This is a genomic window from Streptomyces sp. NPDC052042, from assembly GCF_044548345.1.
Taxonomy (GTDB): Bacteria; Actinomycetota; Actinomycetes; order Streptomycetales; family Streptomycetaceae; genus Streptomyces.
In genome coordinates this window covers 352,553-378,660 of record NZ_JBIUBU010000003.1, presented here as the reverse complement: position 1 = coordinate 378,660, position 26,108 = coordinate 352,553, and the positions used below count along the sequence as shown (strand labels likewise).

The window sequence follows — 26,108 nt, the reverse complement described above, 5'->3', positions numbered from 1 at the left end:
CCGTCCCCGGTTCCGGGGTTCGTTCACCGGGAACCGGGATCGTCGGGCGCCCCTCACCCGGGTCGCAGGGCGATCAGCCCATGAACTTCTTGAACTCGTCGGGCAGCTCGAAGTCCTTGCCGCCCGGCGCCGGCAGGCCGGGCACACCGCCCTGCGCGGCCTGGGCGCGCCGCGCCGCCGCGGCCTGCTCCTCGGCCTTGCGCTTCATCGGGTTGCCGCTCTTGCGCTTGCCCTTGGCCTGCTTCACCTGCTTCTTCTGGCGGCCGGGACCGCCGCCCATGCCGGGGATGCCGGGCATGCCCGGCATCCCGCCGCCCTGGGCCATCTTCGACATCATCTTGCGCGCGTCGAAGAACCGCTCCACCAGGTTCTTCACCGCGCTGACCTCGACACCGGCACCCTTGGCGATGCGTGCCCGGCGCGAGCCATTGATGATCGTCGGCTCGGCCCGCTCCTTCGGGGTCATCGACTTGATGATCGCGGCGGTGCGGTCCACGTCGCGCTCGTCGATGTTGTTGATCTGGTCCTTGATCTGCCCCATGCCGGGCAGCATCCCGAGCAGCTTGGAGATGGAGCCCATCTTCCTGACCTGCTCCATCTGGGCCAGGAAGTCGTCGAGCGTGAAGTCCTGCCCCTTCTTGGACGCCAGCTTGGAGGCCATCTTGGCGGCCTCTTCCTGGCTGAAGGTCTTCTCCGCCTGCTCGATCAGAGTGAGCAGGTCACCCATGTCCAGGATGCGGGACGCCATGCGGTCGGGGTGGAACGCGTCGAAGTCGTCGAGCTTCTCGCCGTTGGACGCGAACATGATCTGCTTGCCCGTGACATGGGCGATCGACAGGGCCGCACCACCGCGCGCGTCACCGTCGAGCTTGGAGAGCACCACGCCGTCGAAGCCGACGCCGTCACGGAACGCCTCGGCGGTGTTGACCGCGTCCTGACCGATCATCGCGTCGACGACGAACAGGATCTCGTCGGGGCTGACGGCGTCGCGGATGTCCGCGGCCTGCTGCATCAGCTCCTGGTCGATGCCGAGACGGCCGGCGGTGTCGACGATCACGACGTCGTACTGCTTGGAGCTGGCGTGCTCGATCGAGTCCTTGGCGACCTGGACCGGGTCGCCGACGCCGTTGCCCGGCTCAGGGGCGTACACGGCGACGCCGGCGCGGTCGGCGACGACGCTGAGCTGGTTGACGGCGTTGGGGCGCTGGAGGTCACAGGCGACGAGCAGCGGGGAGTGGCCCTGGCCCTTGAGCCAGCGGCCGAGCTTTCCGGCCAGGGTGGTCTTACCGGCACCCTGGAGACCCGCGAGCATGATCACGGTCGGTGGGTTCTTGGCGAACCGCAGCCGCCGGGTCTCGCCACCGAGAATGGAGACGAGCTCCTCGTTGACGATCTTGACGACCTGCTGGGCCGGGTTCAGCGCCTGGGAGACCTCGGCACCGCGCGCCCGTTCCTTGACGTTGGCGATGAAGGACCGGACGACGGGAAGGGCGACGTCCGCTTCGAGCAGGGCGATACGGATCTCGCGCGCCGTGGCGTCGATGTCCGCCTCGGACAGGCGGCCCTTGCCCCGGAGGTTCTTGAAAGTCGCGGCAAGGCGGTCGGAGAGAGTATCGAACACGGCGCTCGTCGGTCCTCGGGGTCGGGGGCGGTACGGATCGTTCCTAGGGTAACCGGCCCGAGCGGGCGTCCACCCTTGCCGGTCGTCGTCCGCCCGGCGCGGGCGGGGGTGTCCACGCCCGCGGAGAGCGGGGCCGTACGTGTACGGGGAGAGGGGGTCCATACGGGCGTCACGGGCCCGCGTCGCGCCCCACCGCAGTGCCTCCTCCCCGCCTTCGCCAGGGCCGCCGCCTCCGCGTCCGGCAGCGGAGCACCGTCGTCCCGGGTGACGTGGAAGGCGCCCACCGCGTCCGCCCGGCGTCGACATGTGTGCACCGCGCACCCGTACCGCTTCCGGGGTGCGGGCCCGGTTCCCGCCCCCGGCGGGCGCTCGGCCCGTGCGCGACCATGCGGGCCGCCCTCGGGCCCGGGGGTGTCCGGGGCGGCTGCGGCGGGCCGGGGACGCGTCCGGTCAGAGCGCGTCCGGGCCGCGCTCGCCCGTCCGGACGCGGACGGCGGTGTCGACCGGGAGGGTCCAGACCTTGCCGTCTCCGATCCTGCCGGTCCGGGCGGCCCTCACCACGACGTCGATGAGCTGTTCGGCGTCCTCGTCGTCGACGAGGACCTCGATACGGATCTTGGGGACGAGATCGACGGTGTACTCGGCGCCCCGGTAAACCTCGGTGTGGCCGCGCTGCCGCCCGTGGCCAACGGCTTCCGTGGCCGTGAGGCCCTGGACCCCGAAGGCGTGCAGGGCCTCCTTGACCTCGTCGAACCGGTGCGGCTGCACGACCGCCGTGATGAGCTTCACGCGTCCACCTTCCTGGTCTGCCGCCGTGCCGCCGTGGCATCGGGGACGGCCGCCGGGTACGCGATGCCGAGGGCCGTCACCGTGGCGCGCGGCGCCGCTCCCCCGCCCGCTTCGCTGAAGTCGTAGGCGGTCTCGGCGTGTTCGGCCCGGTCGATGCCGGTGTCCTCGATGTCGTCCGCCACCCGCATGCCGATCGTCCGGTCCAGGAGGAAGGCCAGGGCCGCGGAGACGAGCAGGGAGTACACGAGGACGGAGAAGACCCCGACGGCCTGCTTACCGAGCTGTTCGAGACCGCCCCCGTAGAAGAGGCCCTTGGCGTGGGACTGGACGCCGCCGGTGGCGAAGAGACCCACGAGGAGGGAGCCGACGACACCGCCGACGAGGTGGACGCCCACGACGTCCAGCGAGTCGTCGTAGCCGAACCGGTACTTCAGACCGACGGCCATGGCGCACAGGAGACCGGCGACGGCGCCGACCGCGAGGGCGCCGAGCGGGCTGACGGCACCGCCCGACGGGGTGATGGCGACGAGGCCCGCGACCGCGCCGGAGGCCGCACCGAGCGTGGTGAAGGAGCCCCGGCGGAGCTTCTCGTAACCGAGCCAGGCGAGCATCGCGGCAGCGGTGGCGACCTGGGTGTTGACGAACATGACCGCGCCGACGCCGTCGTCGTTGCCCAGCGACGATCCGGCGTTGAAGCCGAACCAGCCGAACCAGAGCAGTCCGGCGCCGAGCATCACGAGAGGCAGGCTGTGCGGCCGCATCGGATCCCTCCCGAAACCGGTCCGCCGGCCGATGACGAGGATCACCCCGAGCGCCGCGGCACCCGCGTCGATGTGGACGGCCGTGCCGCCCGCGAAGTCGATGACGCCCCTCTCGTGGAGCCAGCCGCCCGGGCCCCACACCCAGTGGACGACGGGGAAGTACACGACGGTGGCCCACAGCGTGATGAACAGGACCCAGGAGGTGAACTTCACCCGGTCGGCGAGGGCTCCGCTGATCAGGGCCGGGGTGATGACCGCGAACATCAGCTGGAAGACGGCGAAGACGTACACGGGGATCGTGGAGCCGGCCCAGAGTTGGTTCGGGCCGATTCCGCTCAGCCCCACAGAGTCCGGGGCCCAGCCGATGACCGAACCGATGTCGTTGCCGAAGGCGGCGCTGAACCCGTAGAGCACCCACAGGACGGTGACGATCCCGAGGCTGATGAAGCTCATCATCAGCATGTTGAGGGTGCTCCTGACCCGGACCATTCCGCCGTAGAAGAAGGCCAGGGCCGGGGTCATGAGCATCACCAGGGCCGAGCAGACGAGCATGAACCCGGTGTTGGCGGCGGACAGGGTCGGGGGGTCTGCCGCGAGCGTCATGATGCCTGGGGGCATGGGCGCCTCCTCGTCGTCGGGGCGGCCACGCGCGCAGGAGCGGGCCGCGGACGGGACCGCTGGAAGGGGTTGCGGCCGTCATGCACCACGAGATTCACCCGGCGCCGTTTCCGCCGATGCCGCACGGTGTTTCACGGCGGTGACCAAAGGGATCGGGGTGTTACGTCCTCATGAACCGGCGATGGCACCCCGCCGCGGGCCCCGTACGGCGCACGACGCCGTACCCGGCCCACGACGAAAACGTGGGCGGCCGCCGTCGGACGCGCAGGCGGGCGTCGCCGGCCCCGCCACCACTACGGCCCGTCCCCGCCGGCGCTGCCGCAGGCGCGTCCGCACCGGCTCTTCCGTGCGCGCGTCCCGCACCGGCCTCCCGCACCCGAACCGGACCCACCGGTCTTCCGCACCGGGCGGCCATGCGAACCGGCCACGCCGACCACCCGGCGACCTGGCAATTGGGGGAGCCGAAGTCGATATGTGCCGGGTGGCCGTCGTGACCGGTGTCCTGGGCGCCGCTTATCAAACCGCCTCAGCGGTTTCGGGCAGCTGCTCGGTGAGGAGATCCGTGAGCCTGGCGACCTCGGGGATGTCCCCGAAATCCCTGGCCGTGGTGTCAACGGTCTTGCGCAGCCGGGTGTTGACGCGTTCGGAGCGGATCTTCTTGGCGATCCGCAATGCCTTCCCGGCGAGCACCGTGGACTCCTCGGGCTCGCGTTTGAGCAGGTGGACGGTGGCGAGGCCGATCAGGTTGAGCGCGTAGGACCGCTGGTGCTCGTCGTCCTCGCTGAACAGCTGGACCGCTCGGCGCATGCGCGGTTCGGCGAGTCCGGTGTACGTGGGGCTGCGCCCCGCGACGTAGGCGAGGTCGCGGAACGAGTGGGAGTTCTCGCCGTTGAGCTCGGCCTCCGAGAAGAAGCGAATCCAGTCGGGTTCGGGCTCGCCGTCCATCCCGGCGTCGAGGAAGGTGTCCTCGGCCATCCGGACGGCCCGCTTGCACTTGGCCGCCTGGCCCATGTTGGCGTACGCGCGCGCCTCCATCGCGTACAGCATGGCCTGGGTACGCGCGGTGGCGCAGTCCCGGCTGCCGTACTGAGCGAGGTGAATCAGTTCGAGGGCGTCGTCGGGTCGCCCCAGGTGGATCATCTGCCGGCTCATGCTGGACAGAACATACGAACCGAGCGGTTTGTCGTCGGCCTCTTTCGACGCGTGCAGCGCCAGAACGAAGTACTTCTGGGCCGTGGCCTGGAGGCCGACGTCGTAGCTCATCCAGCCCGCCAGCTCGGCCAGCTCGGCCGCGCACCGGAAGAGCCGCTTGGCGGTGGCCTCCGGCTGTGGCTCCTGCAGGAGGTCGGTGACCTCATGGAGCTGACCGACGACGGCCTTGCGGCGCAGCCCGCCGCCGCACTGCGCGTCCCACTGACGGAACATCGCCGTCGTCGACTCCAGCAGGTCGAGCTCGGGGCCGGAGAGCTTGGAGGGACGACGGGACGCAACGGCCGGCTCGGGCTCCGCCGGTGCGGCGGACGCCACGGGCACCAGCCAGCGCTGCATGGGTTCGACGAGGGCGGGACCGGCGGCGAGGGCGAGTGAGGAGCCGAGGAATCCGCGCCGCGCGAGCATCAGATCGCTACGGGAGAACTCGCTGAGCAGGGCGACGGTCTGGGGCCCCGCCCAGGGCAGGTCGACCCCGGACACGGAGGCCGCCTGGTACGCGGAGCGCAGTCCGAGGTCCTCGACCGCCACGACCGAGCCGAATCGCTCCGAGAAGAGCTCCGACAGAATGCGCGGAATCGGCTCGCGAGGCTGCTCGCCGTCGAGCCAGCGCCGCACCCGGGAGGTGTCGGTGCTGATGTGGTGGGCACCCATTTGCCGCGCCCGCCGATTGACCTGCCGTGCCAGCTCGCCCTTCGACCAGCCGCTGCGCACGAACCACGAGCTCAATTGCTCGTTGGGGCGCTTACCGGCATTCGTATCGCCTGCGCCGCTGCCACTCACTGGAACGCCCCCATCCCGCTGAAACCGTCGTGATCCCGACGAACGCTGTCGCGCGAACCACTATCAGAATGCCCTGTTCCGATGACGCCCATACGGAGTTTGCACACGATCGAACAGGAATCAGGTTGCCTCCGGCATACCCACGTGCGCACATACTTCCATGGTTCGTGTACCGACGGTAATCCTACGATCACCACCGCGGCGAGGACGCTTACAGAAACGCCACCATTCGCCACCCCTTCGGATGAACACGAACGACACCGAGCGCGATTCACTTGACACTCGGTCGATCAATCGTGGTTGCGGCGATGCACAAAGGGGGCGCGCGACTCACGAAGCGCCACCGTGCGTGCACCGGCGCACCACGGATCGTCATGACGGCGGAGTGGCGGGCCTTCACTCCGTGACGTAACCACCGATGAGTCGGACCCGTTGGAGGGGGCATGGGCTTCACGATCGGCGGCATCCGCGAGATGCGCACCGGCTCACGACGCCGCGGCCGTTCGGCCGAGAGCACGGCGGTGGCCGAGTACACAGGACTGTGGGGCTGGGCCGTGGCGCCCGGAGCGCGCGCCGCGGACGGCCGCTGCTCGTGCGAGAGCGACCGGTGCCCCTCCCCCGGCGCCCACCCCCTGGACGTCGCGCCCGAGATCCCGCCGGGCGCCGCGCTCGACGCGGCGGTGGAGGCGTGGGCCCAGGTGCCGGACGCCACGCTGCTGCTGCCGGTGGGGCGCAGTTTCGACGTACTGGACGTGGCCGAGGCAGCCGGACGCCGGGCCCTGGCGCGCATGGAGCGGATGGGGCTGCCCCTGGGCCCGGTCGTGTCGACGCCATCGGGGCGGGCACAGTTCTTCGTGGCGACCGGAGCCGCCGCCGAGCTTCCTCGTCTGCTGTACCGGATGGGCTGGGACGACGCGGGCCTGGACCTGCGGGCGCTGGGCCCCGGCCACCACATCACCGCCCCGCCGTCCGACGAGGGCGGCCTCGGACCTGCCCGGTGGCTGCGCCCGCCGGTGCTGGACACGGCGGCCGCGCCGCCGCCGGCCAGGCTGCTGCTCGGCACGCTGGCCTACTGCTGCCATCGCGCGCCCCTGAGCGGCTGACGCCGACACGTGCCCCGGTTCGCTCCGGGCACCGCCCCCGCTGCCGGAAACCCCGACCCCGCGGACACCGGGCACGGAAGAGACGACACGGAAAGGATGACGACGCAAAAGAGCCCGGCCGCCGGCGGCCGGGCTCTTCGACTGACGGACAGTGCGGGGTGTCAGTCCCCGATCAGGGCGTCCACGAACGCCTCCGGCTCGAACGGCGCCAGGTCGTCCGGCCCCTCACCGAGGCCGACCAGCTTCACCGGCACGCCCAGATCGCGCTGCACCGCGACGACGATGCCGCCCTTCGCCGTGCCGTCCAGCTTCGTGAGCACGATGCCCGTGATGTCGACGACCTCGGAGAACACCCGCGCCTGCACCAGGCCGTTCTGCCCGGTCGTCGCGTCGAGGACGAGCAGGACCTCATCGAGCGGCCCGTGCTTCTCGACGACCCGCTTGACCTTGCCGAGCTCGTCCATGAGGCCGGTCTTGGTGTGCAGCCGCCCAGCGGTGTCGATGAGGACGACGTCGACGTCCTCCGCGATCCCCTCCTTGACCGCGTCGAAGGCGATCGACGCCGGGTCGCCGCCCTCGGGTCCGCGGACGGTACGGGCGCCGACGCGTTCGCCCCAGGTCTGGAGCTGGTCGGCGGCGGCGGCCCGGAAGGTGTCGGCCGCGCCGAGCACGACGCTGCGGCCGTCGGCGACGAGCACCCGGGCCAGCTTGCCGGTGGTGGTGGTCTTACCGGTGCCGTTGACACCGACGACCATCACCACACCAGGGGTGTCGAGACCGCCCTCGGTCTTGACCGCGCGGTCGGTGTCGGTGTCGATCAGGGCCAGGAGCTCCTCGCGGAGCAGTGCGCGCAGCCCCTCGGGGGTGCGGGTGCCGAGCACGCGGACGCGTTCGCGGAGCCGCTCCACCAGTTCCTGGGTGGGGGCGACACCGACATCGGCGGTGAGAAGGGTGTCCTCGACCTCCTCCCAGGTCTCCTCATCGAGGTTGTCCCGGGACAGGAGCGTGAGCAGCCCCTTGCCGAGGGAGGTCTGCGAGCGGGCGAGCCGGGCGCGCAGCCGTACCAGTCGGCCGGCGGTGGGTTCGGGCACCTCGATCGCCGGGGCGGCGAGCGCCTCCGGCTCGGCGGCCTCGACGGTTTCGGGGGCCTCCGCGACGGGGGCCTCGGCCGCCGGGGGAGCGACCTCTTCGATGGTGCGGCGCGGTTCCTCGCGCGGCGTTTCGGCTTCCTCACCGACGTGGGGCTCGGCGGGAGGAGTGATGGTCGGCGTGCTCGGCGGCGCCGGGGGCAGCTGCTTCTTCTTGCGGCCGCTGACCACGAGCCCGCTGATCACGCCGACCGCGACCAGGGCGATGACTACAGCAAGGATGACGAATTCCATAACGCACCCAGTATCGGCCACGCCCGGCCGTGCGGGCCGCCCGGAAGGATCGCCGACACCCCCACTTGGCCGTTATCGACCTTTTCGTGGCGTTAGCGGCAAAGATGCGATCCCGCGCGCGGAGACCCCACCGCGGGCACCGGCTCGTCTTCATCGGCCGGCCCGGGCGGCGGTCACTGGTGCACGGGCGGCTTCTCCGTGCCGGTCGTGGCCGCGCGGGCCGCGGCACCGGCGACGGGACTGCCGTCGCCCCACACGGAATGGCTGCCCGGCCCGCTCGCCGGCACCCGGGCCGGCCGGCCCGGACCGGGCGGCCGCCGTCGCCGCCTCCGGGCTGCCGTACGCGACTCTGCCGCGCCCTGCCGTCCGTCGCGACAGGGCGTCGAGTGACACACCCCTACCCTTCTGACGATGCGTCAGTTAAGGTCACGGCCGGCAATGTGCCCCGGAAGGAGCGTCGTCCCGGTGCGTGCGACCGCGAGGCGGCCGGAAGTCCTCGGACGGGGTCTCCCCTGCTCGAACGGAGTTCGAGGGCTCGGGGAAGGGCTGCGCGGGCTTCGGTCGGCACCACGAGGTGGGCGCCGGACGGGTGCGACGCGGCCCGCATCGCCGGGCGGGGCACCGCTGTCCGGCCCGGCCGAGTCCGACCGACGAGGAGGATGCCCGTCATGGCCTTCACAGTGGTCCGGTTCAACCTCGTCGATCCCGCCGCCACCGCCGAGTCGCTCTCGGCCCGGTACCGTGCCGCGCTGGACATGGCCGCCCACGCCGACGCGCACGGGATCGACACCGTGCAGACCGAGGAGCACCACGGGGTCGAGAACTCCTGGCTGCCCTCCCCCTTCGTCTTCGCCGGTTCGGTCCTCGGCACCACCCGCCGCATCGCGGTCACCGTCTCGGCGATCATCGGCCCGCTGCACGACCCGCTGCGGCTGGCCGAGGACATCGCGGTCCTGGACCTGCTGAGCGCGGGCCGGCTGATCACGGTGGCGGGAATCGGGTACCGCCCGGAGGAGTACGAACGGGCCGGCGTCGAATGGAAGCGGCGCGGCCGACTCCAGGACGAGCTGCTGGAGACGCTGGTGCGGGCGTGGACCGGGGAGCCCTTCCCGTACCGGGGCCGCACGGTCCGGGTCACTCCGCGCCCCTACACCCGCCCCCATCCACCATTGCTGGTGGGCGGGAGCTCGCGGGCGGCGGCGCGGCGGGCGGCGCGGTTCGGGCTGCCGTTCTTCCCGAGCGCGCACCTGCCGGAGCTGGAGGCGTACTACCACGAGCGACGGACGGAGTTCGGGACGGACGGCTTCTGCATGATGCCGTCGGCCGAGACGCCCCTGCTGCATGTGTCCGAGGACCCGGAGCGTACGTGGGCTCAGTACGGCGGTCACTTCCTGCACGAGGCGCGTACATACGCCTCCTGGCAGTCCGCGGGCATCCGTTCCGCCGTGCGTTCCACGGCGGGCACGGTGGACGCGCTGCGGGACGAGGGCGTCTACCGGGTCGTCACCCCGGAGGAGTGCGCCGGGCTGGCCGGAAGGCTCGACAGCCTGGTGCTGCACCCCCTGTGCGGCGGGATGCCGGTCGAGGAGGGATGGCGGAGCCTGCGGTTGTTCTGCGAAGCGGTCGGGCACGCTGATCCGAACCGCTGATCCGGACCACTGGTCCGGACCGCTGATCCGGACCCAGAAGCGCTCCGTGCTCCCGGCACCGGCGTCCGCGGTTCCAGCGGGTTCCCGCGGCGGGGCGTACGCGTTCCCGGGGCCGGGCCGGTCCCGAGGGATCGTGCTCTGGTCGGCCCGTCCGCTCTCGGCCCGTCCCCTCTCAGCCCATCTCCTCCAGCGCCTTGCCCTTGGTCTCCCTCACGAACCTGAGCACGAACGGGATGGAGAGCGTGGCGAAGCACGCGTAGATGATGTACGTGCCCGAGAGGTTCCAGTCGGACAGGCTCGGGAAGCTCGCGGTGATCAGCCAGTTGGCCATCCACTGCGCGGAGGCGGCGATGCCGAGCGCCGCCGCGCGGATCCGGTTCGGGAACATCTCGCCGAGGAAGACCCAGACGACGACGCCCCACGACAGGGCGAAGAAGAGCACGAACCCATGGGCCGCGACGAGCGCCACGACGCCCTGGATGTGTGGCAGCTTCCCGCCGACGAGGGGCGCCGAGAAGGCCCATGCCTCGACGGCGAGGGCGATGGCCATGCCGGTGGAGCCGACCAGCGCGAGCGGCTTGCGCCCCACCCGGTCCACCAGCGTCATCGCGATGACGGTGCCGATGATGTTGATGATCGATGTGGTGAACGAGTAGAGGAAGGATTCCGTCGGATCGATGCCAACGGACTGCCACAGCGTCGCCGAATAGTAGAACGCCACGTTGATACCGACGAGTTGCTGGAAGACCGAGAGGCCGATCCCGACCCAGACGATCGGCAGGAAGCCGAAGCGGCCGCCGAGCAGGTCCCTGAACGTGGACTTGTGCTCCCGGCGCATGGCGCCCTCGATCTCGGCCACCCGGGCATCGAGGTCGACCCCCTTGCCCTCGACCTCCGCAAGGATTTTCCGGGCCCGGTCCTTCCTGCCAATCGAGATCAGGAACCGGGGCGACTCCGGGATCGCCAGCGACAGGAGTCCGTACAGGGCGGCGGGGACGACCATCACGCCGAGCATCCACTGCCACGCCTCCAGGCCGCCGATCCGGCCGCGCTGGTCCCCTCCGGCGAATTGCAGAATGCCGTAGTTGACCAACTGCGAGATGGCGATCCCGATGACGATCGCCGCCTGCTGGAAGGAGCCGAGGCGGCCCCGGTAGGCGGGCGGCGAGACCTCGGCGATGTACGCGGGACCGATCACGGACGCCATGCCGATGGCGAAGCCGCCGATGATGCGCCACATCGCCAGGTCCCAGAGCGCGAACGGGAGCGCGGAACCAATGGCGCTGACCGTGAAGAGCACGGCGGCGATCTGCATGCAGCGGATGCGGCCGATGCGGTCGGCGATGCGCCCCGCCGTGGCCGCACCGATCGCGCAGCCGATCAGGGCGATGGCGATGACCTGGGCCAAGGTCGCCGAGCCGATGTCGTACCGGCTGCGGATCGCCTCCACGGCGCCGTTGATGACCGAGCTGTCGTAGCCGAAGAGGAAGCCGCCCATCGCCGCGGCGGCCGTGATGAAGACGACATGGCCGAGGTGGTCCGGGTGGGCGGTACGGGCTCCGGACGCGGGCCCCTGCGCTGTGTCGGTCACATGTACTCCTGGTGCCTGGACGCGTCCTCGGGTGCGGGGAACAGGGTCTGCGGGGCGGGCTCGGCGGGCGGGATCCTCCGAGCGGGGCACACACCAGTGGGGCACAACTTTCCGGCCGCCACCACTCGAAGGGGAGGTAGAGGCCGCTGGGGACAGGGCCGGCACCGTGCGGCCGTCGTGTTCGGGACGCGCGGGCGCCGTCCGCCGCACCGGGGCTCATCCGCTCGGCAGACGCGGACGACGTGGTGGGCCGCCGTCGACGGGGGAGGCGCCGGGAACCGTACGGGGCGCTCAGCGCAGCCGCTGGCTGATGACCTTGGACACCCCGTCGCCCTGCATCGAGACGCCGTACAGCGCGTCGGCGACCTCCATCGTCCGCTTCTGATGTGTGATCACGATCAGTTGCGAGCTCTCCTGGAGCTCCTCCATGATCCGGATCAGCCGCTGCAGATTGGTGTCGTCGAGAGCCGCCTCGACCTCGTCCATCACATAGAACGGGCTGGGCCGGGCCTTGAAGATCGAGACCAGCAGCGCCACCGCCGTGAGCGAGCGTTCCCCGCCGGACAGCAGCGAGAGCCGCTTGACCTTCTTGCCCGGCGGCCGGGCCTCGACGTCCACCCCGGTCGTGAGCATGTTGTCCGGATCGGTCAGCACGAGCCGCCCCTCACCGCCCGGGAACAACCGGGAGAAGACACCCTCGAACTCGCGGGCCGTGTCCCGGTACGCCTCCGTGAAGACCTGCTCGACCCGCTCGTCGACCTCCTTGATGACCTGCGCCAGATGGGCCCGGGTCTTCTTCAGGTCTTCGAGCTGCTCGGAGAGGAACTTGTGCCGCTCCTCCAGCGCGGCGAACTCCTCCAGGGCGAGCGGGTTCACCTTTCCGAGTTGCTGGTGGGCCCGTTCGGCCGTCTTCAGCCGCTTCTCCTGCTCGGCCCTGACGAACGGCCGCGGCCGGTTGCGCGGATGTTCGGGATCGTCCGGCAGTTCCTCGCCCACCGCGGCCGGCGAGGGCGGTACGAGCTGGTCGGGGCCGTACTCGGCGACCAGGGCGGCCGGCTCCACGCCCAGCTCCTCCAGCGCCTTCGCCTCCAGCTGCTCCATCCGCAGCCGCTTCTCGGCACCGAGCACCTCGCCCCGGTGGACGGAGTCGGTGAGCTTGTCCAGTTCCTCCTTGAGCGCTCGGCCCCGGTCGCGCTCGGCCGCCAGCTCGCGTTCGCGTTCCGCCTTCGCCGCCTCGGCCGCGGACCGCTCGCCCTCGGCCCGCGCGACGGACACCTCGACGTGGGCGAGCAGCTGACGGGCGCCGGACGCGACCGCGGAGGCCACTCGGGCCTCGTGGCGGCGACGGGCGCGGCGCCGCTCGGCGCGGGTCCGGGCCTCGCGTTCGGCGCGGGCCGCCCGGTCGAGGGAGTCCGCACGGCCCGCGAGCCCCTTGACCCGTTCCTCGTGGGTACGCACCTGGAGGCGGGCCTCCATCTCGGTCTGGCGGGCGTTGGCCCCGTCGGCGGCGAGCCGGTCGCGCACGGAGGTGTCCGGCTCCTCCTCGACCGGCGCCTCCTCGGCGACGAGCAGCCGTTCGGCCAGTTCCTCGGCCTCCTCCGTCGCCCGTTCCAGGGCTTCCTGGGCATGCGCGGCGGACGCGGTCATCCGCTCGGCCTCGCCCGCGGCACCACGGGCCTGCCCGGCGAGCCGTCCCAGTTGCTGGGCCACCCCCGACTTCTCCCGCTCGGCGGCCCGGCGCCGCTCCCCCAGCTCCTCGACCTGCCGGGCGCACGCGTCGCGCTGCTCCCCCGCGAGCCGCTGGGCCTCGGTCAACTCCGCGCATCGCACGGCCAGTTCCTCCAGCTGGGCGGCGGCCTCGTCGACCGACGCCCGCACTTCGAGGAGGCTCGGCGCCCCGGCGGATCCGCCGTGCGCGAAGTGGGCCGAGAGGATGTCGCCCTCCGCGGTCACAGCCGTCCGCCCGGGATACGCGGTGACCAGGTCCTCGGCGTCCTCCAGCGTGCCGACCACCACCGTGTCCCGCACCAGTCGGCGTACGGCTTCCACCAGACCGGCGGGACCGCGGACGAGATCGGCCACGTACGGCGGGTTCACAGCCTGGACCGCACCGCCCCGTTCCGCCGGTTCCGGGCCGCTCCCGGGCACGGCCCCCTCGTGGAACCCGTCGGCCGGTCCCGCACCGAGTCCGTCGGCCGGTCCCGCGCCGCGACCGCCGATCGCTCCCCCGCCGGGCTCCCCCGCCGGTCCCGAACCCGGCCCGTCGACCGGTCCCGCATCGTGGCCGGCGGCCGGTCCCGTGCCGGATTCCCCGGTCGGGGCTCCGCTCCGTACGCCGCCCAGCAACAGGGACGCCCGTCCCGCGTCCTGCTTGCGCAGCAGCCGGATCGCCTCCGCCGCCGTGGCGGGGTCCGTCACCGCGACCGCGTCCGCCGCGGCGCCCAGGGCCGACGCCACCGCCACCTCGTAGCCGGGCTCCACGGACAGGAGTTCCGCGGCCGGTCCGAGCAGACCGGTCAGCCGGTCACGCGCGCCGAGCAGCGCGCCCGTGCCGTCCTTGCGGCGCAGTCCGAGGGCCAGCGCCTCGTGGCGGGCCGCGACGGCCGCCCGCTTCCGTTCGGCGGCGGTGGCGGCCTCCCGGGCCGCGGAGAGCGCCGACTCCGCCTCCGCGCGTTCCCGCCTGGCGTCCTCGTACCGCTCGCCCAGCTCGGCGTCGCCCGCGTCCAGGCCCTCGACCTCCGCCTTGAGCTGTTCGTACTCCTCCTGGGCGGCGATCGCGCGTTCCTGTGCCTCATCGCGTGCGGCGGCCAGCCGGTCGATCTCGGCCTGGGCCGATGCAGCCCGGCCACGGGCCGCGTTGACCTGTCCGCCGAGCCGGGCAAGCCCTTCGCGGCGGTCGGCGATGGCCCGGGCGGCGTCCTTGAGCCCGCGCTCCTCGGCGGCCAACTGCCGTTCCAGCTCGGCGCGGTGGGTGGCGGTGTCCTCCAGCGCGTGTTCCGCCGCCTCCAGGGCGGCCGTCAGTTCCGCCTCCTGTTCACGGATGCGGGCCGCCTCCCGCTCCATGTCCTCCGGATCACGGCCGCGCCGCTCCTCCTCGATTGGGGCGGTGGCGCTCTTCACCCGGGCGTCGGCCAGCGAGATCGTGCCGCGCACCCGTTCGGCGAGCTGCGACAGCTCGTACCAGGTCTGCTGGGTCCGCTGGAGCCGCGGCGTCAGCCGCCGCACCTCGTCCTCCAGCCGGGCCTCGCGCGCCAGCGCCGCCCTGAGCTCCGCCTCCGCGGCCTCCCGGCGTTCCTTGAGCGCCGCCTCGTCCGCGAGCTCGCTGCGCAGCGCGACGCGCAGCGCGACCAGGTCGTCGGCGAGCAGCCGCAGTCGGGCGTCGCGCAGATCGGCCTGGATGACGGCGGCCCGACGCGCCACGGCCGCCTGCCTGCCGAGCGGCTTCAGCTGCCGGCGCAGCTCGTCGGTCAGATCCTGGACGCGGGCCAGATTGGCTCCCATCGCGTCCAGTTTCCGCAGCGCCTTCTCCTTCCGCTTGCGGTGCTTGAGCACGCCCGCGGCTTCCTCGATGAACGCGCGCCGGCCGGAGGGGTCCGCGTGGAGCACGGAATCCAGCTGGCCCTGGCCGACGATGACGTGCATCTCCCGGCCGATGCCGGAGTCCGAGAGGAGTTCCTGGATATCGAGGAGCCGGCAGGTGTCGCCATTGATCTGGTATTCGCTGCCGCCGTTGCGGAACATGGTCCGAGTGATCGTCACCTCGGCGTATTCGATGGGCAGCGCGCCATCGGAATTGTCGATCGTCAGCGAGACCTCGGCCCGTCCGAGCGGCGGCCGCCCGGTGGTGCCGGCGAAGATGACGTCCTCCATCTTGCCGCCGCGCAGGGATTTGGCGCCCTGTTCGCCCATGACCCAGGAAAGCGCGTCCACCACATTGGACTTGCCCGACCCGTTCGGACCGACGACACACGTGATACCGGGTTCGAACCGCAGCGTCGTGGCGGAGGCGAACGACTTGAAACCACGCAGGGTCAGGGCCTTGAGGTGCACGCCGCCGGACTCTACCTTTCGGGCTCGGTTTCACCGATGAAGGTGCAGGGCACATCAGACGGTGAGGAAAGGGGTGTACGTCCGGGGAGCGGTGCCGTACGGCTTCCGGGCGCCGGAACGACCCGGGCGATCCCGTCGACCGGAGCGGGCTCGCCGGTCCGGACGACAAGGTCGCGGCGGTCCGGGCGGAAAGACGCGGACCGCGGATCCCGACCGCAGGGAACCGAGCAGAGCGGCGCAACCGGGTCGAGAAGCCGGGGCAGCCGGGCCGGATCGGAGGGGTCGGAGAATCCGGGAAAGAAAAAGGGACGCCTGGGCGCCCCTTGTGAAATCCGCCGCGTTACCGCGTGTCATGCGATCTCGCCGGCGCGGCGACACATGGTTGATCAAGGACTGGCCACGAAGCGTGGCTGATCAGGTGCGATGATCTTCAATGATCCGGCGACGATCCGGGTGGTGATCTCGAACGGCTGACAGGAACGTCCCGACCGGCCCCGAGGGGCCTCGGTCAGGTCAGCGCCGGCTCCGCCCGAGGTACGTCGATGTCCATGCTGTCGAGCAGCGACTCTTGGTGCTGGGCGGCGGCGTTGAGCGCGTCGTTCTCGTGCTGAATCCGTACGAGTTCGGATTCGAGGTCCTGCACGCGCTGCTGGAGCCGTCGCATCTCGGCGAGGAGTCGCGGGTCGGAACCGCCGACGTAACCGAGAAGCGCCTTTGCCATGATGGATGGTCCTCCACACTGAGTGACCGACCGATGCGGTGTGGGTCGTGAGGGAATCGCACCCGCGGTGTTCGGCAGTGCTTCCATTCACCACTGCTCTGCTGCCAAACAACCCTGCCGAACAGCTCAGGTGCGCGGGGATTTCAGCGTCTCACCAAAAAGTTTGACGGTCAACACGATCACGCCCGCAGAGCCGGGCAACCCCGGGGGCGCGCGGCCAGACGATCATGCGGCGCGACTCTCCTGCGGGGCCCTCTGGGGGGCGTGGAGATCATCCTTAGTGCCGCAGCCTGGCACGCCAACCGATTCTTGGCAACTATCTGGTCATTCCGCAGGTCATTTCATGTGTACACGGAGAAGCACCCCTCCCGCCACCGCCCGCCATTTATCGAACATCAACCGAACAAATTCCTTCGAAAGGCGGGCGTACCGGGGTCGGCTCAGCGGATATCGAAGCCCTCGTATCCGCCGCGCGGCGTGTCCCATATCTCAGTGACTCCGTCCACGCGCCCGGGTGTGTCGTCCGAGCGCAACCACTCCAGCAGCTGGTCGCAGTTCTCACGCGGGCCCTCGGCCACCACCTGCACCCGCCCGTCGTCAAGATTGAGGGCGAACCCGGTGAGACCGCCGATCTCCAGAGCGTTCTCCCTGGTGAACCAGCGGAATCCGACCCTCTGCACTCGGCCGCGCACCCATGCGATGAGCCGTACCTCTCCGTCCATGCCCGAACGCTATCCGGTCGGTCCTCCGCCGCCGACCGGTCGTTTCTCCGCGGAGCGCCTGTGGACGAACGGCCATGGCGTACAGTCCCCACGCAAGCGATCTCACCCCAACGGGTGAAGCAGGGTGACGCCGAGGGTGGCGTCCAGACCCCAGAAGGGCTCGGCAGATGGGACGCCACCGACGCTCCGCGACTCCCGTCGTTCAGGACCGCACGACCGGCGCCCCGGACCGGCGGCGGAGCGCACGCCACGGAAAGCGGGGCGGTGCGCCCGTCCGCACGGGGCTGATCGGCGCCTCCGCCGCCCTGGCCGTGGGAGCCGCGGCGGTCGTCGTTCCGGGGCTGCTGCCCGGCGGCGGCAGCGAGGTGCTCGGCGGCGCTCCCGCCGACCGGGTACGCACCGAAGGGGCCCCGGACCTGCCGGGCCCGGAGGGTTCCGCCGCCTCCCCCTCCGACCGCTCCGACCCCGCCGCCGACCCCGCCGCCGGCCGGGGCGCCGGGCGCGCCGGCGGCCCGGAGACCCGGTCGCCCACCGCATCGCCGTCGCACGCGTCCCGAGCGCCGGAGGCGTCCGCACCGGCCCGTCCTACCGGGCCGGCCCGTTCCCCCGGCTCGGCGGACACCGGCCCGGAGGCCGTCCCGAGCGCGTCCGGGAGGTCGTCGGCCGTGGCACGGCCCCCCGCCTCGACCGGCCCGTCCACCCGCAGGTCCGCGACCGCCTCCCCCACCGCCGCACCGGCCCGGACGGCCGTCCTCGCCCTGGTCAACCAGGAACGCGCGAAGGCGGGTTGCGCCCCGGTCACCGCCAGCGCCCCGCTGGCCTCGCTGGCCCAGGACTTCAGCGAGGACATGGCCGCCCGCGGCTTCTTCGACCACACCGACCCCGATGGCCGGTCCCCCTGGGACCGCGCGTCGGCCGCCGGGGTGCGGGGGCTGGCGGCCGAGAACATAGCGCGCGGCCAGGCCGATGCCCGGGCCGTGATGGACTCCTGGATGCAGAGCGCGGGCCACCGGGCGAACATCCTCAACTGCGACTACACGACGCTCGGCGTCGGGGTCCACCACGGCCCCGGCGGCCCCTGGTGGACCCAGGAGTTCGGCTTCTGAGCGCAGCGGCAGCGGCAGCTGGTGAGGCCGCTCGCCCGGAGAGCGCCGTCTCGCGGCGAGCACCCGCGGCGTGGCCGCCGTGCGGACGCCGCCGATGGTGACGGCAACGCGCGGGCCCGGCGCGGTACCGGGATCAGGGAGCGGTGCGCGGGGGTCGCTGGCAGTCCGGGCAGAAGTAGCTGGAGCGGTTCATCCACGCCCGGCGGCGTATCGGGCTGCCGCAGCGGCCGCAGGGCTCGCCCTCCCGCCCGTACGCGTCCAGCGAGCGGTCGAAGTAGCCGGACTCGCCGTTCACGTCGACGTAGAGGCTGTCGAAGCTGGTGCCGCCCTGGTCGAGCGCCGCGTTCATCACCTCGCGCACATGGCCGAGGAGCTCGGCCGACTTCGGCCGGGTCAGGGTCGCGGTCGGTCGGTCGTAGTGCAGCCTGGTGCGCCAGAGCGCCTCGTCGGCGTAGATGTTGCCGACCCCGCTGATCAGCGACTGGTCGAGCAGGGCGCGCTTGATCGTCGTGCGGCGCAGGCGCAGGGCCGCGTGGAACGCCGCGTCGTCGAAGGAGGGGTCCAGGGGGTCGCGGGCGATGTGGGCGATGGTGTCGGGCAGCCCGTCCGTGGTGTTCTCGTGGACCGAGAGTCCACCGAAGGTCCGCTGGTCGACGAAACGCAGCTCGGTGCCGAGGGCGTCGTCGAAACGGATCCGTACGCGCAGGTGCTTCTCGTCGGGGGCGTCGTGCGGCTGCACGAGAAGCTGGCCGCTCATTCCGAGGTGGCCCAGCAGAGAGCTGGACGCGTCGTTCAGCGGCACCCAGAGGTACTTCCCGCGGCGCATGGCCGTTCCGAAGCGGACACCGCCGAGCCGGGCCGCGAAGTCCGCGCCGCCCGCAAGATGGCGGCGGACCGCACGCGGGTGCAGCACCTCGACATCCGTGACCGTGCGGCCGGAGACCCAGCGCTCCAGTCCCCGTCGTACGACCTCGACCTCGGGCAGCTCGGGCACGGTATGGCTCCTCAGGGACTTTTCCAGGGTATCCGGACAGAGGAAAACCCCTCGATGCGCGGGGCGCCGAGGGGTTTCCGGGTCGTCAGGCGGGGGCGGCGCCCGCGGACGACGGCGGGTCGGCAGGGGTGTCGGCGGCCCCTCCCTCGGCGGCGGAACCGGCCGTCGTCTCCCGCGCTTCCACGGCTGCGCTGATCTCGCGCCAGGCGGACTCCGCGGCCTGCTGCTCCGCTTCCTTCTTGCTACGGCCAATGCCGGTGCCGTACGAGACGCCTCCGACTCGGGCGGCAGCGGTGAAGGTCTTCTCGTGGTCCGGTCCGGTCTCCGTGACGAGGTACTCGGGGACACCGAGGTTCTCGCTCGCGGTGAGTTCCTGGAGGCTGGTCTTCCAGTCCAGGCCGGCGCCGAGGTTCGAGGACCTGTCGATCAGCGGGTCGAAGAGCCGGTGGACCAGCTCCGAGGCCGCGTCGAGGCCCTGGTCGAGATAGACCGCGCCGATCACCGCTTCCAGGGTGTCGGCGAGGATGGACGCCTTGTCCCGGCCGCCCGTGCCCTCTTCACCGCGGCCGAGCCGGATGAAGGAGCCGAGATCGAGGCCACGGCCCACTTCCGCAAGTGCACGCGAGTTGACCACCGCGGCCCGCAACTTGGCGAGCTGCCCCTCGGGCAGATCGGGGTGGGTGCGGTACAGCGTGTCCGTCACCACCAGGCCGAGCACCGAGTCCCCGAGGAATTCGAGCCGCTCGTTGGTGGGCAGACCGCCGTTCTCGTACGCGTACGAACGATGGGTCAGCGCACGCACCAGAAGGGCGGACTCAAGGTGATACCCGAGCCGCCCTTCCAGAAGCGTGTGGGACGAGGCCGTGTTGACGTTGTCTGTCTGCTTCTTGCCGTTCGACAACTCAGACATCGAGCCTCTCACCAGCCGCTCAGACCTCGAGGACCTGGCGCTTGTTGTACGTGCCGCAGCTGGGGCACGCGATGTGCTGCAACTTCGGCTCCTGGCAACGCTCGCACGAAACCAGGGTGGGGACCGCAGCCTTCCACTGCGACCGGCGGTGGCGCGTGTTGCTGCGCGACATCTTCCGCTTCGGAACAGCCACGGCTACTTCTCCTGCTTCTCGTCGACGCCCGCTTCGGCGCCGCCCATGTTGTCCTTCTCGCCGTCCTGAACGGTGTCGGCGAGTCCTTGCAGTGCCGCCCAGCGAATGTCGACGGCATCGTGGTGGTGACCGGGGTCCTCGTCCAGCCTGACTCCGCATTCGGAACACAGACCGGCACAGGACTCCCGGCACACCGGCTGCATCGGCAGTGCGAGCACCACCGCGTCACACAGCACTGGTTCGAGGTCGAACAGGCCGTCCTCGACGAAGAGCCTGTCCCCGTCGTCCTCGGCGTCGTCGCCCGGCTCCGGCTTGATCGCGCGGCCCCGGTCGTCGGCGTCCGGATACGAGAACATCTCCTGGAAATCCGCCACGACCTCTTGGCGCAGCGGCTCCAGACACCTTACGCACTCCCCCTCGGCCGATGCACGGGCGGTGCCTGTGACGAGCACCCCTTCCATGACCGACTCCAGGCGGAGCTCAAGCTCCACGGGCGTGCCTTCCGGCACGCCGATGACTCCGTCGATACCGAGAGCCGGTGAACCGGGTGCGTCCACCGTACGGGTCAGCCGCTGGAGCGCACCGGGCCGCCGACCCAGCTCGTGCGTGTCGAACACGAGGGGGTTGCGGTGGTCGAGCTGGCCGTTCAGGGCTTTTCCTGTCTTCGAGATCATGAGTGTCACGCATCGTAGGAGGGCCGACCGGTCCCGGAACCGAAACGAGCAGCCGGGATCGCGGACATAGCGCGACCGAGGAGCCAGGATACTGGACACGCCGCCCAGCTCCCAATCCGGTCCGCCCCGCGCCCCGGGCCCGGTCCATCGGCGGCCCGTCATGGACCGGTCACCGCTCCTGCCCGGTCACCGCTCCTGCTCGTAGCGGCGGAGCGTGTCCAGGTCGATCATGCCGGTGTCGAAGAGGCTGGTCTCGTCGAGGGCGTTCCCGCCCTGCGCCTGCTGGGGCTGCGGCTGCGCGGACTGGTGCTGCTGCCAGCCGTCGTAGCCCTGGCCCGGGTGCTGCGCCCCGCCCTGGCCGTAGTCCTGCTGCTGCGGGTGCTGCTGGTAGGCGGCGTACGGGTCCGGCTGCTGCGGGTAACCGTAGGAGTCCTGCTGCGGCTGGTCCTGGTACCCGTACGTCTCCGCGTAGGCCGGCTGGGCCTGGGCCGGGAAGTGCGAGGGGGTCTGCTGCGAGCCGGTCCGCGGATCCGGGGTGGCCAGCTCGGCGAGGCCCGCCCAGTGCTCCTCGTCGCTCACGTGCGCGGAGTTGCCCGCGGCGTCCTGGGCCGCCATGTGCGCGCCGAGCTCGTCGGTGGCGACCCGGCCGTGCAGCTTCTGCCTGCCGCGCCCGACCGCCTCCAGGGTCTTGGCCAGCACCGCCTCGAAGGCGCCGAGCTTGGTGTCCACGTACTCGTCCGCCCGGCGCCGGAGGGTGTCCGGGTCGGTGCTGCGCTCGGGGGCCTCGGCGAAGTCCGGGTCCTCGTAGCCCCGCTCGTCGTACGCCTGGCCGCGGCCGAGGAGCTTCTCGCGGCCCCGGTCGACGGATCCGATGGTCTTGGTGAGGACGACCTCGAAGTTGGCGAGCTTGCTGTCGACGTACTCGTCGGCCTCGACGCGCACCTCGGCGGCCTCCCGCCGTGCCTCTTCGAGGATGCGGTCGGCCTCGGCCTGGGACCGCCGGGCGACCTCGGTCCCGGAGACCAGCGTGCCGCGTTCGGCGTGTGCGGCCTCGATGATCCGCCCGGCCTCCTGACGGGCCTGCTCGACCATCTGCTCCTGGCCGCCGATGAGCTCCCGGGCCTGGGCGAGCGAGCCGGGCAGGGCCTCACGCACCTCTGCGAGCATCGCGAGCAGTTCGGCGCGGTTGACCACGCACGAAGCCGACATGGGCATGGACCGGGCACTGCCCACCACCTCGACGATCTCGTCGAGCCTCTTCTGCACGTCCACCGTGTGCTCGCCACTCTCTACAGCCGATTGGAGAAGGATGGGACGACTGTACGGCCAGTCGGCGCCCACCCGACACCTGGTGACGGGTCGTCAGCCCGTCAGCGTGCCCGCAGCCGTGCGACGAGCACGTCGTGCACCGCCGGGGGGAGCAGGTGGGAGACGTCGCCGCCCCAGGCCGCGACCTCCTTGACCAGGGAGGACGACAGGAAGCTGTAGGTGGGATTGGTCGGCACGAAGAGCGTTTCGACGCCGGAGAGGCCGTTGTTCATCTGGGCCATCTGGAGCTCGTAGTCGAAGTCGCTGACCGCTCGCAGGCCCTTCACGATCGCCGGGATGTCGCGCTGCTTGCAGAAGTCGACCAGGAGGCCGTGGAACGCCTCCACCTGGACGTTGTCGAACTCCGCGGTGACCTGGCGGATCAGGTCGATCCGCTCCTCGACCGCGAACAGCCCCTGCTTGGACTTGTTGATCATCACCGCGACGTGTACGACGTCGTACAGCTTCGAGGCGCGGCCGATGATGTCGAGATGTCCATTGGTGATGGGGTCGAACGACCCCGGACAGACGGCGCGGCGCAACATGGTTCCCTCGCTCTCCGGTGCGGTCATCGTGCGTCTTCGCACGTAGAGGCGGCGCGACCGTACCAGAGGGTGCCCTCGCCGTAGCGACGGGACCGCAGTGGCTCGAATCCCGCGGGCCAGCCGAATTCCCCGCCTCGGGTGCTGCGTTCCACGGTGACGAGTGCGTCCGCCGCGAGCCACCCCTGAGCACGGAGTGTGATCAGTATCTCGCCGAGGTCGCCGTCGGTCACGGCATAGGGGGGATCGAGGAACACGATGTCGTACGGCTTCCCGGGTGCGGGGCCGGTGGCGATCTGCTCGGCCCTGCCGGTGCGGACCTCGGCGCCGGGCAGACCGAGCGCGCGGACGTTGTCCCGGACCACGCGGACGGCCCTGGGATCGGCCTCGACGAGCAGGGCGTGGGCCGCGCCCCGGGAGAGCGCTTCCAGGCCGACGGCGCCGGACCCCGCGTACAGGTCCGCGACCCTGGCTCCGTCGAAACCGCCCAGGAGGGATTCCCAGGTGGAGAAGAGGCCCTCGCGCGCACGGTCGGAGGTGGGGCGGGTGCCGGTGCCGGGCGGGACGGCCAGAAGGCGTCCGCCGGCCGCACCGGCGATCACGCGGGTCATGGGTGTCTGAATCCTCGGTTCGTGGGCGGCCCGCAGGGTGCCGCGGTGCCGTGCGCTCCACGATATGGCGTCCGTGACACGGCGTCGCGGCGGATCGGGCCGGTGCGCACACGCTCCCCGCCCCTCCTCTCCCTCCGCCGCCATCCCTTTGTCCTTCGTCCGGTGCCGTGACCGGCCATGTCTGCCCGGTGGAGCGCTACCCCTTGTCCAGGTACTGCTCGCGCTCCTTGTCGAGCAGGGCGTCGAGCGCGGTCCGCAGCTCGGGCAGGTGTTCCAGTTCGGGATCGGCGGAGACGATCGTCGTCGCCTCCTCCCGGGCGGCGGCGATGACCTCCTCGTCGTCGATGACGGCGAGCACCCGCAGGGAGGAGCGCACCCCGGACTGGGCCTGACCGAGGACATCGCCCTCACGCCGCTGTTCGAGGTCGATCCGGGACAGCTCGAAGCCGTCGAGGGTGGACGCGACGGCGGAGAGCCGGGCGCGGGCGGGACTGGCCTCATGGGCCTCGGTGACCAGCAGGCAGAGTCCGGCGGCGGAACCTCGGCCGACCCGGCCGCGCAACTGGTGCAGCTGCGAGACCCCGAAGCGGTCCGCGTCCATGATCACCATGGCGGTCGCGTTGGGGACGTTGACGCCGACCTCGATGACGGTGGTGGCGACGAGGACGTCCACCTTGCCCTCGGCGAAGCGGCGCATCACCCCGTCCTTGTCGTCGGGGTTCATCCTGCCGTGCAGGATCTCGACGCGCAGACCGTCCAATGGGCCCCGGGCGAGCTGTTCCGCGATGTCCAGGACGGCGAGCGGCGGGCGCTTCTCGCCGTCCTCCCCGGCGCTCCCGGCGTCGTCCGCGCCCCCGGCCGCCTGCTTCCCGTCCCCGGCCGTCTTCTTCTTCGGCTTCGGCTTCCCGTCCGCCGCCTCGTCGTCGGCGTCGTCCCCGATGCGGGGGCAGACCACGTACGCCTGGTGTCCGCTCCCCACCTCCTCGCGGACCCGCTCCCAGGCGCGGGAGAGGAAGTGCGGCTTGTCCCTGGCGGGCACGACGTGGCTGGCGATCGGCGAACGCCCGGCCGGCAACTGGTCCAGCACGGAGGTCTCCAGGTCGCCGAAGACGGTCATGGCGACCGTGCGGGGAATGGGGGTGGCCGTCATGACCAGCAGGTGCGGCGGCTGCTTGCCCTTGGAACGCAGGGCGTCGCGCTGCTCCACCCCGAAGCGGTGCTGTTCGTCGACCACGACCAGGCCCAGGTCGTGGAACTTCACCTTGTCCTCGATCAGGGCATGGGTGCCGATCACGATCCCGGCCTCGCCGGTGACCAGGTCGAGCAGGGCGTGGCGGCGGGCCGCGGCACCCATGGAACCGGTGAGCAGCACCACCTTCGTGGCCTGCTCGGCCCCGCCCAGCATGCCGCCCTCGGCCAGCTCCCCCATCATCTCCGTGATGGACCGGTGGTGCTGTTGGGCGAGCACCTCGGTGGGGGCCAGCATGGCGGCCTGTCCGCCCGCGTCGACGACCCCGAGCATCGCGCGCAGCGCGACCATGGTCTTGCCCGAACCCACCTCCCCCTGCAACAGCCGGTGCATGGGGTGCTCGGTCGCCAGGTCGCCGAAGATCTCGCCGGAGACCTTGCGCTGGCCCTCGGTGAGGGTGAAGGGCAGCTTGGCGTCGAAGGCGTCGAGCAGTCCGCCGGGGCGGGGTCTCCGGGCCACGGCCGGCAACTGGGAGTCCGTGTACCGGCGGCGGGCCAGCGCGACCTGGAGGACGAACGCCTCGTCCCACTTCAGCCGGTCCCTGGCGAGGGCGATGTCGGCCTTGGTCTGCGGACGGTGGATCTTCAGCAGCGCCTCCGGGAGCGAGGCGAACCCCCGGCCTTCCCGCAGGGCGGGCGGCAGCGGGTCGACGGCCTCCTGGGCGCTGGGCAGCACCGTGTCGACGGCCTTCGCGATCCGCCACGAGTCGATCTGCTTGCAGGCGGGGTAGATGGGCAGTAGCCGCCCCGCGAAGGCGTCCACCGCCTCCGCGGCCTCGTCGGTGTCCTCGACGTCGAGCAGTTGGTACGTGGGGTGGGCCAGCTGAAGCTTCCGGTTGAAGACGGACACCTTGCCCGCGAACATCGCCCGCCGGCCCGGCAGCAGCTCCTTGTGCGGTTTGTGGACCCCGTGACCGAAGAAGACCAGCTGGAGGCGGCCGTGCCCGTCGGTCAGGGTCACTTCGAGCCGCCTGCCGCGGCCGCCGTTGAACGTCAGCACGCGGGCGTCCGCGACCTGGGCGACCACGGTCACGTGCTCGTCCAGCGGGAGGTCGGTCAGCGCCGTGAGCCGGCCGCGCTCCTCGTACCGCCGCGGGTAGTGGTGCAGCAGATCACCGACCGTGTGCAGGTCGAGGTGTTCGGCCATCACCTTCGCGGTGGCTCCGCCGAGCAGCTTCCTGAGGGGTTCATCGAACGCAGACACGCGTTCCATTGCACACCACACCGCTGACAGATGCCGGACGCGCGCCACTCGGAGCGGCAGATTCCGCCCGTCGGGAGCCCGGAAGCGCCACCCCGCTCCCCGCGACGGGGCCGGTGCGGGCGCCTCGGCCGCCCGCACCCGGACGAACGCGTCGGCGCCCGGCCGCGAAGTCCACGGAAGCGCCTGGACCGGGACGGTGAGGACGAGCACCCCAGAGGACGGGCACCGCAACGGCCGGCGGGTACGTCCGCACGGTGCGGGCCGGGCCCTCGGGCCGCAGCGGTCTCTCGCGCGTGAGCACCTCCTCGCCGTCCGCGCG

At 71.5% G+C, this 26,108-nt stretch carries 20 protein-coding genes; 3 read left to right on the top strand and 17 right to left on the bottom strand.

All coding sequences use genetic code 11. From position 1 onward, the window contains the following. Positions 1 to 73 precede the first annotated feature (73 nt). The 4 genes from ffh to ACIHCL_RS09015 all read right to left on the bottom strand — a co-directional run bounded on the left by ffh (position 74) and on the right by ACIHCL_RS09015 (position 5,781). On the bottom strand, positions 74 to 1,621 hold the full coding sequence (gene ffh / locus ACIHCL_RS09030; RefSeq protein ID WP_399858727.1) for a signal recognition particle protein: 1,548 nt from the start codon (positions 1,619 to 1,621) through the stop codon (positions 74 to 76). A gap of 450 nt (positions 1,622 to 2,071) precedes the next feature. Beyond that, entirely contained in the window at positions 2,072 to 2,410 is a 339-nt protein-coding gene (locus ACIHCL_RS09025) for a P-II family nitrogen regulator (protein ID WP_399858724.1), read from the bottom strand. Further along, positions 2,407 to 3,789: an ammonium transporter gene (locus ACIHCL_RS09020; protein ID WP_399858721.1), complete on the bottom strand. Its 1,383-nt coding sequence runs from the start codon at positions 3,787 to 3,789 to the stop codon at positions 2,407 to 2,409. Before ACIHCL_RS09020 ends, ACIHCL_RS09025 begins: the two co-directional genes overlap by 4 nt. Before the next feature lie 516 nt (positions 3,790 to 4,305). Continuing rightward, complete coding sequence (locus ACIHCL_RS09015) at positions 4,306 to 5,781, bottom strand: hypothetical protein (RefSeq protein ID WP_399858719.1); 1,476 nt, start codon at positions 5,779 to 5,781, stop codon at positions 4,306 to 4,308. Positions 5,782 to 6,224: 443 nt separating this feature from the next. Here ACIHCL_RS09015 and ACIHCL_RS09010 point away from each other — a divergent pair, with 443 nt between their 5' ends. Continuing rightward, complete coding sequence (locus ACIHCL_RS09010; protein WP_399858717.1) at positions 6,225 to 6,884, top strand: bifunctional DNA primase/polymerase; 660 nt, start codon at positions 6,225 to 6,227, stop codon at positions 6,882 to 6,884. 161 nt (positions 6,885 to 7,045) lie between these two features. On the opposite strand, the gene ftsY is transcribed toward ACIHCL_RS09010, so the two are convergent. Further along, positions 7,046 to 8,266, bottom strand: coding sequence for a signal recognition particle-docking protein FtsY (gene ftsY, locus ACIHCL_RS09005; RefSeq protein ID WP_399858715.1), 1,221 nt, complete (start codon positions 8,264 to 8,266; stop codon positions 7,046 to 7,048). Positions 8,267 to 8,934: 668 nt separating this feature from the next. On the opposite strand from ftsY, the gene ACIHCL_RS09000 reads away from it, so the two are divergent. After that, positions 8,935 to 9,915, top strand: coding sequence for an LLM class flavin-dependent oxidoreductase (locus ACIHCL_RS09000; RefSeq protein ID WP_399858713.1), 981 nt, complete (start codon positions 8,935 to 8,937; stop codon positions 9,913 to 9,915). A 172-nt stretch (positions 9,916 to 10,087) separates the two neighbouring features. On the opposite strand, the gene ACIHCL_RS08995 is transcribed toward ACIHCL_RS09000, so the two are convergent. The 4 genes from ACIHCL_RS08995 to ACIHCL_RS08980 all read right to left on the bottom strand — a co-directional run bounded on the left by ACIHCL_RS08995 (position 10,088) and on the right by ACIHCL_RS08980 (position 16,999). Then, positions 10,088 to 11,506 carry a sugar porter family MFS transporter gene (locus ACIHCL_RS08995; protein ID WP_399858710.1) on the bottom strand — a complete coding sequence of 473 codons (1,419 nt, stop codon included), beginning with the start codon at positions 11,504 to 11,506 and terminating at the stop codon, positions 10,088 to 10,090. Positions 11,507 to 11,797: 291 nt separating this feature from the next. Then, positions 11,798 to 15,556: an AAA family ATPase gene (locus ACIHCL_RS08990; protein WP_399858708.1), complete on the bottom strand. Its 3,759-nt coding sequence runs from the start codon at positions 15,554 to 15,556 to the stop codon at positions 11,798 to 11,800. A gap of 508 nt (positions 15,557 to 16,064) precedes the next feature. Beyond that, on the bottom strand, positions 16,065 to 16,277 hold the full coding sequence (locus ACIHCL_RS08985; RefSeq protein WP_073784849.1) for a hypothetical protein: 213 nt from the start codon (positions 16,275 to 16,277) through the stop codon (positions 16,065 to 16,067). Positions 16,278 to 16,717: 440 nt separating this feature from the next. Beyond that, the gene (locus tag ACIHCL_RS08980; RefSeq protein WP_399858705.1) at positions 16,718 to 16,999 is read right to left on the bottom strand and encodes an acylphosphatase; all 282 of its coding nucleotides are present in this window, start codon (positions 16,997 to 16,999) and stop codon (positions 16,718 to 16,720) included. 167 nt (positions 17,000 to 17,166) lie between these two features. On the opposite strand from ACIHCL_RS08980, the gene ACIHCL_RS08975 reads away from it, so the two are divergent. Next, positions 17,167 to 18,105 carry a CAP domain-containing protein gene (locus ACIHCL_RS08975; protein WP_399858702.1) on the top strand — a complete coding sequence of 313 codons (939 nt, stop codon included), beginning with the start codon at positions 17,167 to 17,169 and terminating at the stop codon, positions 18,103 to 18,105. Positions 18,106 to 18,238: 133 nt separating this feature from the next. Here the strand turns inward: ACIHCL_RS08975 and mutM are convergent, their stop codons facing one another. The 8 genes from mutM to recG form a co-directional block, all read right to left on the bottom strand. Beyond that, the gene (gene mutM, locus ACIHCL_RS08970) at positions 18,239 to 19,099 is read right to left on the bottom strand and encodes a bifunctional DNA-formamidopyrimidine glycosylase/DNA-(apurinic or apyrimidinic site) lyase (RefSeq protein ID WP_399858700.1); all 861 of its coding nucleotides are present in this window, start codon (positions 19,097 to 19,099) and stop codon (positions 18,239 to 18,241) included. Positions 19,100 to 19,184: 85 nt separating this feature from the next. Next, positions 19,185 to 20,009: a ribonuclease III gene (rnc, locus tag ACIHCL_RS08965; RefSeq protein ID WP_399858697.1), complete on the bottom strand. Its 825-nt coding sequence runs from the start codon at positions 20,007 to 20,009 to the stop codon at positions 19,185 to 19,187. A 19-nt stretch (positions 20,010 to 20,028) separates the two neighbouring features. Continuing rightward, positions 20,029 to 20,202, bottom strand: coding sequence for a 50S ribosomal protein L32 (gene rpmF / locus ACIHCL_RS08960; RefSeq protein ID WP_003965982.1), 174 nt, complete (start codon positions 20,200 to 20,202; stop codon positions 20,029 to 20,031). Positions 20,203 to 20,204: 2 nt separating this feature from the next. Then, entirely contained in the window at positions 20,205 to 20,876 is a 672-nt protein-coding gene (locus ACIHCL_RS08955; RefSeq protein WP_399858979.1) for a YceD family protein, read from the bottom strand. A gap of 186 nt (positions 20,877 to 21,062) precedes the next feature. After that, entirely contained in the window at positions 21,063 to 22,148 is a 1,086-nt protein-coding gene (locus ACIHCL_RS08950) for a cell division initiation protein (RefSeq protein WP_399858694.1), read from the bottom strand. 98 nt (positions 22,149 to 22,246) lie between these two features. After that, positions 22,247 to 22,726 (bottom strand): pantetheine-phosphate adenylyltransferase, encoded by a 480-nt coding sequence (gene coaD / locus ACIHCL_RS08945; protein ID WP_399858977.1) that lies wholly within the window; start codon positions 22,724 to 22,726, stop codon positions 22,247 to 22,249. Between the two features lie 26 nt (positions 22,727 to 22,752). Beyond that, positions 22,753 to 23,337 (bottom strand): 16S rRNA (guanine(966)-N(2))-methyltransferase RsmD, encoded by a 585-nt coding sequence (gene rsmD / locus ACIHCL_RS08940; protein WP_399858692.1) that lies wholly within the window; start codon positions 23,335 to 23,337, stop codon positions 22,753 to 22,755. A 196-nt stretch (positions 23,338 to 23,533) separates the two neighbouring features. Next, complete coding sequence (gene recG / locus ACIHCL_RS08935) at positions 23,534 to 25,798, bottom strand: ATP-dependent DNA helicase RecG (RefSeq protein WP_399858689.1); 2,265 nt, start codon at positions 25,796 to 25,798, stop codon at positions 23,534 to 23,536. Positions 25,799 to 26,108: the final 310 nt, after the last annotated feature.

Excerpts from the sequence above, each read along its gene's own strand:
- rnc (WP_399858697.1), bottom strand. The coding sequence starts at position 20,009 with ATGTCTGAGTTGTCGAACGGCAAGAAGCAGACAGACAACGTCAACACG.
- ACIHCL_RS09010 (WP_399858717.1), top strand. The coding sequence starts at position 6,225 with ATGGGCTTCACGATCGGCGGCATCCGCGAGATGCGCACCGGCTCACGA.
- ACIHCL_RS09000 (WP_399858713.1), top strand. The coding sequence starts at position 8,935 with ATGGCCTTCACAGTGGTCCGGTTCAACCTCGTCGATCCCGCCGCCACC.
- ACIHCL_RS08955 (WP_399858979.1), bottom strand. The coding sequence starts at position 20,876 with ATGATCTCGAAGACAGGAAAAGCCCTGAACGGCCAGCTCGACCACCGC.
- ACIHCL_RS08980 (WP_399858705.1), bottom strand. The coding sequence starts at position 16,999 with ATGGACGGAGAGGTACGGCTCATCGCATGGGTGCGCGGCCGAGTGCAG.
- ACIHCL_RS08975 (WP_399858702.1), top strand. The coding sequence starts at position 17,167 with ATGGGACGCCACCGACGCTCCGCGACTCCCGTCGTTCAGGACCGCACG.
- ftsY (WP_399858715.1), bottom strand. The coding sequence starts at position 8,266 with ATGGAATTCGTCATCCTTGCTGTAGTCATCGCCCTGGTCGCGGTCGGC.
- ACIHCL_RS08985 (WP_073784849.1), bottom strand. The coding sequence starts at position 16,277 with ATGGCAAAGGCGCTTCTCGGTTACGTCGGCGGTTCCGACCCGCGACTC.
- ACIHCL_RS09020 (WP_399858721.1), bottom strand. The coding sequence starts at position 3,789 with ATGCCCCCAGGCATCATGACGCTCGCGGCAGACCCCCCGACCCTGTCC.
- rsmD (WP_399858692.1), bottom strand. The coding sequence starts at position 23,337 with ATGACCCGCGTGATCGCCGGTGCGGCCGGCGGACGCCTTCTGGCCGTC.
- recG (WP_399858689.1), bottom strand. The coding sequence starts at position 25,798 with ATGGAACGCGTGTCTGCGTTCGATGAACCCCTCAGGAAGCTGCTCGGC.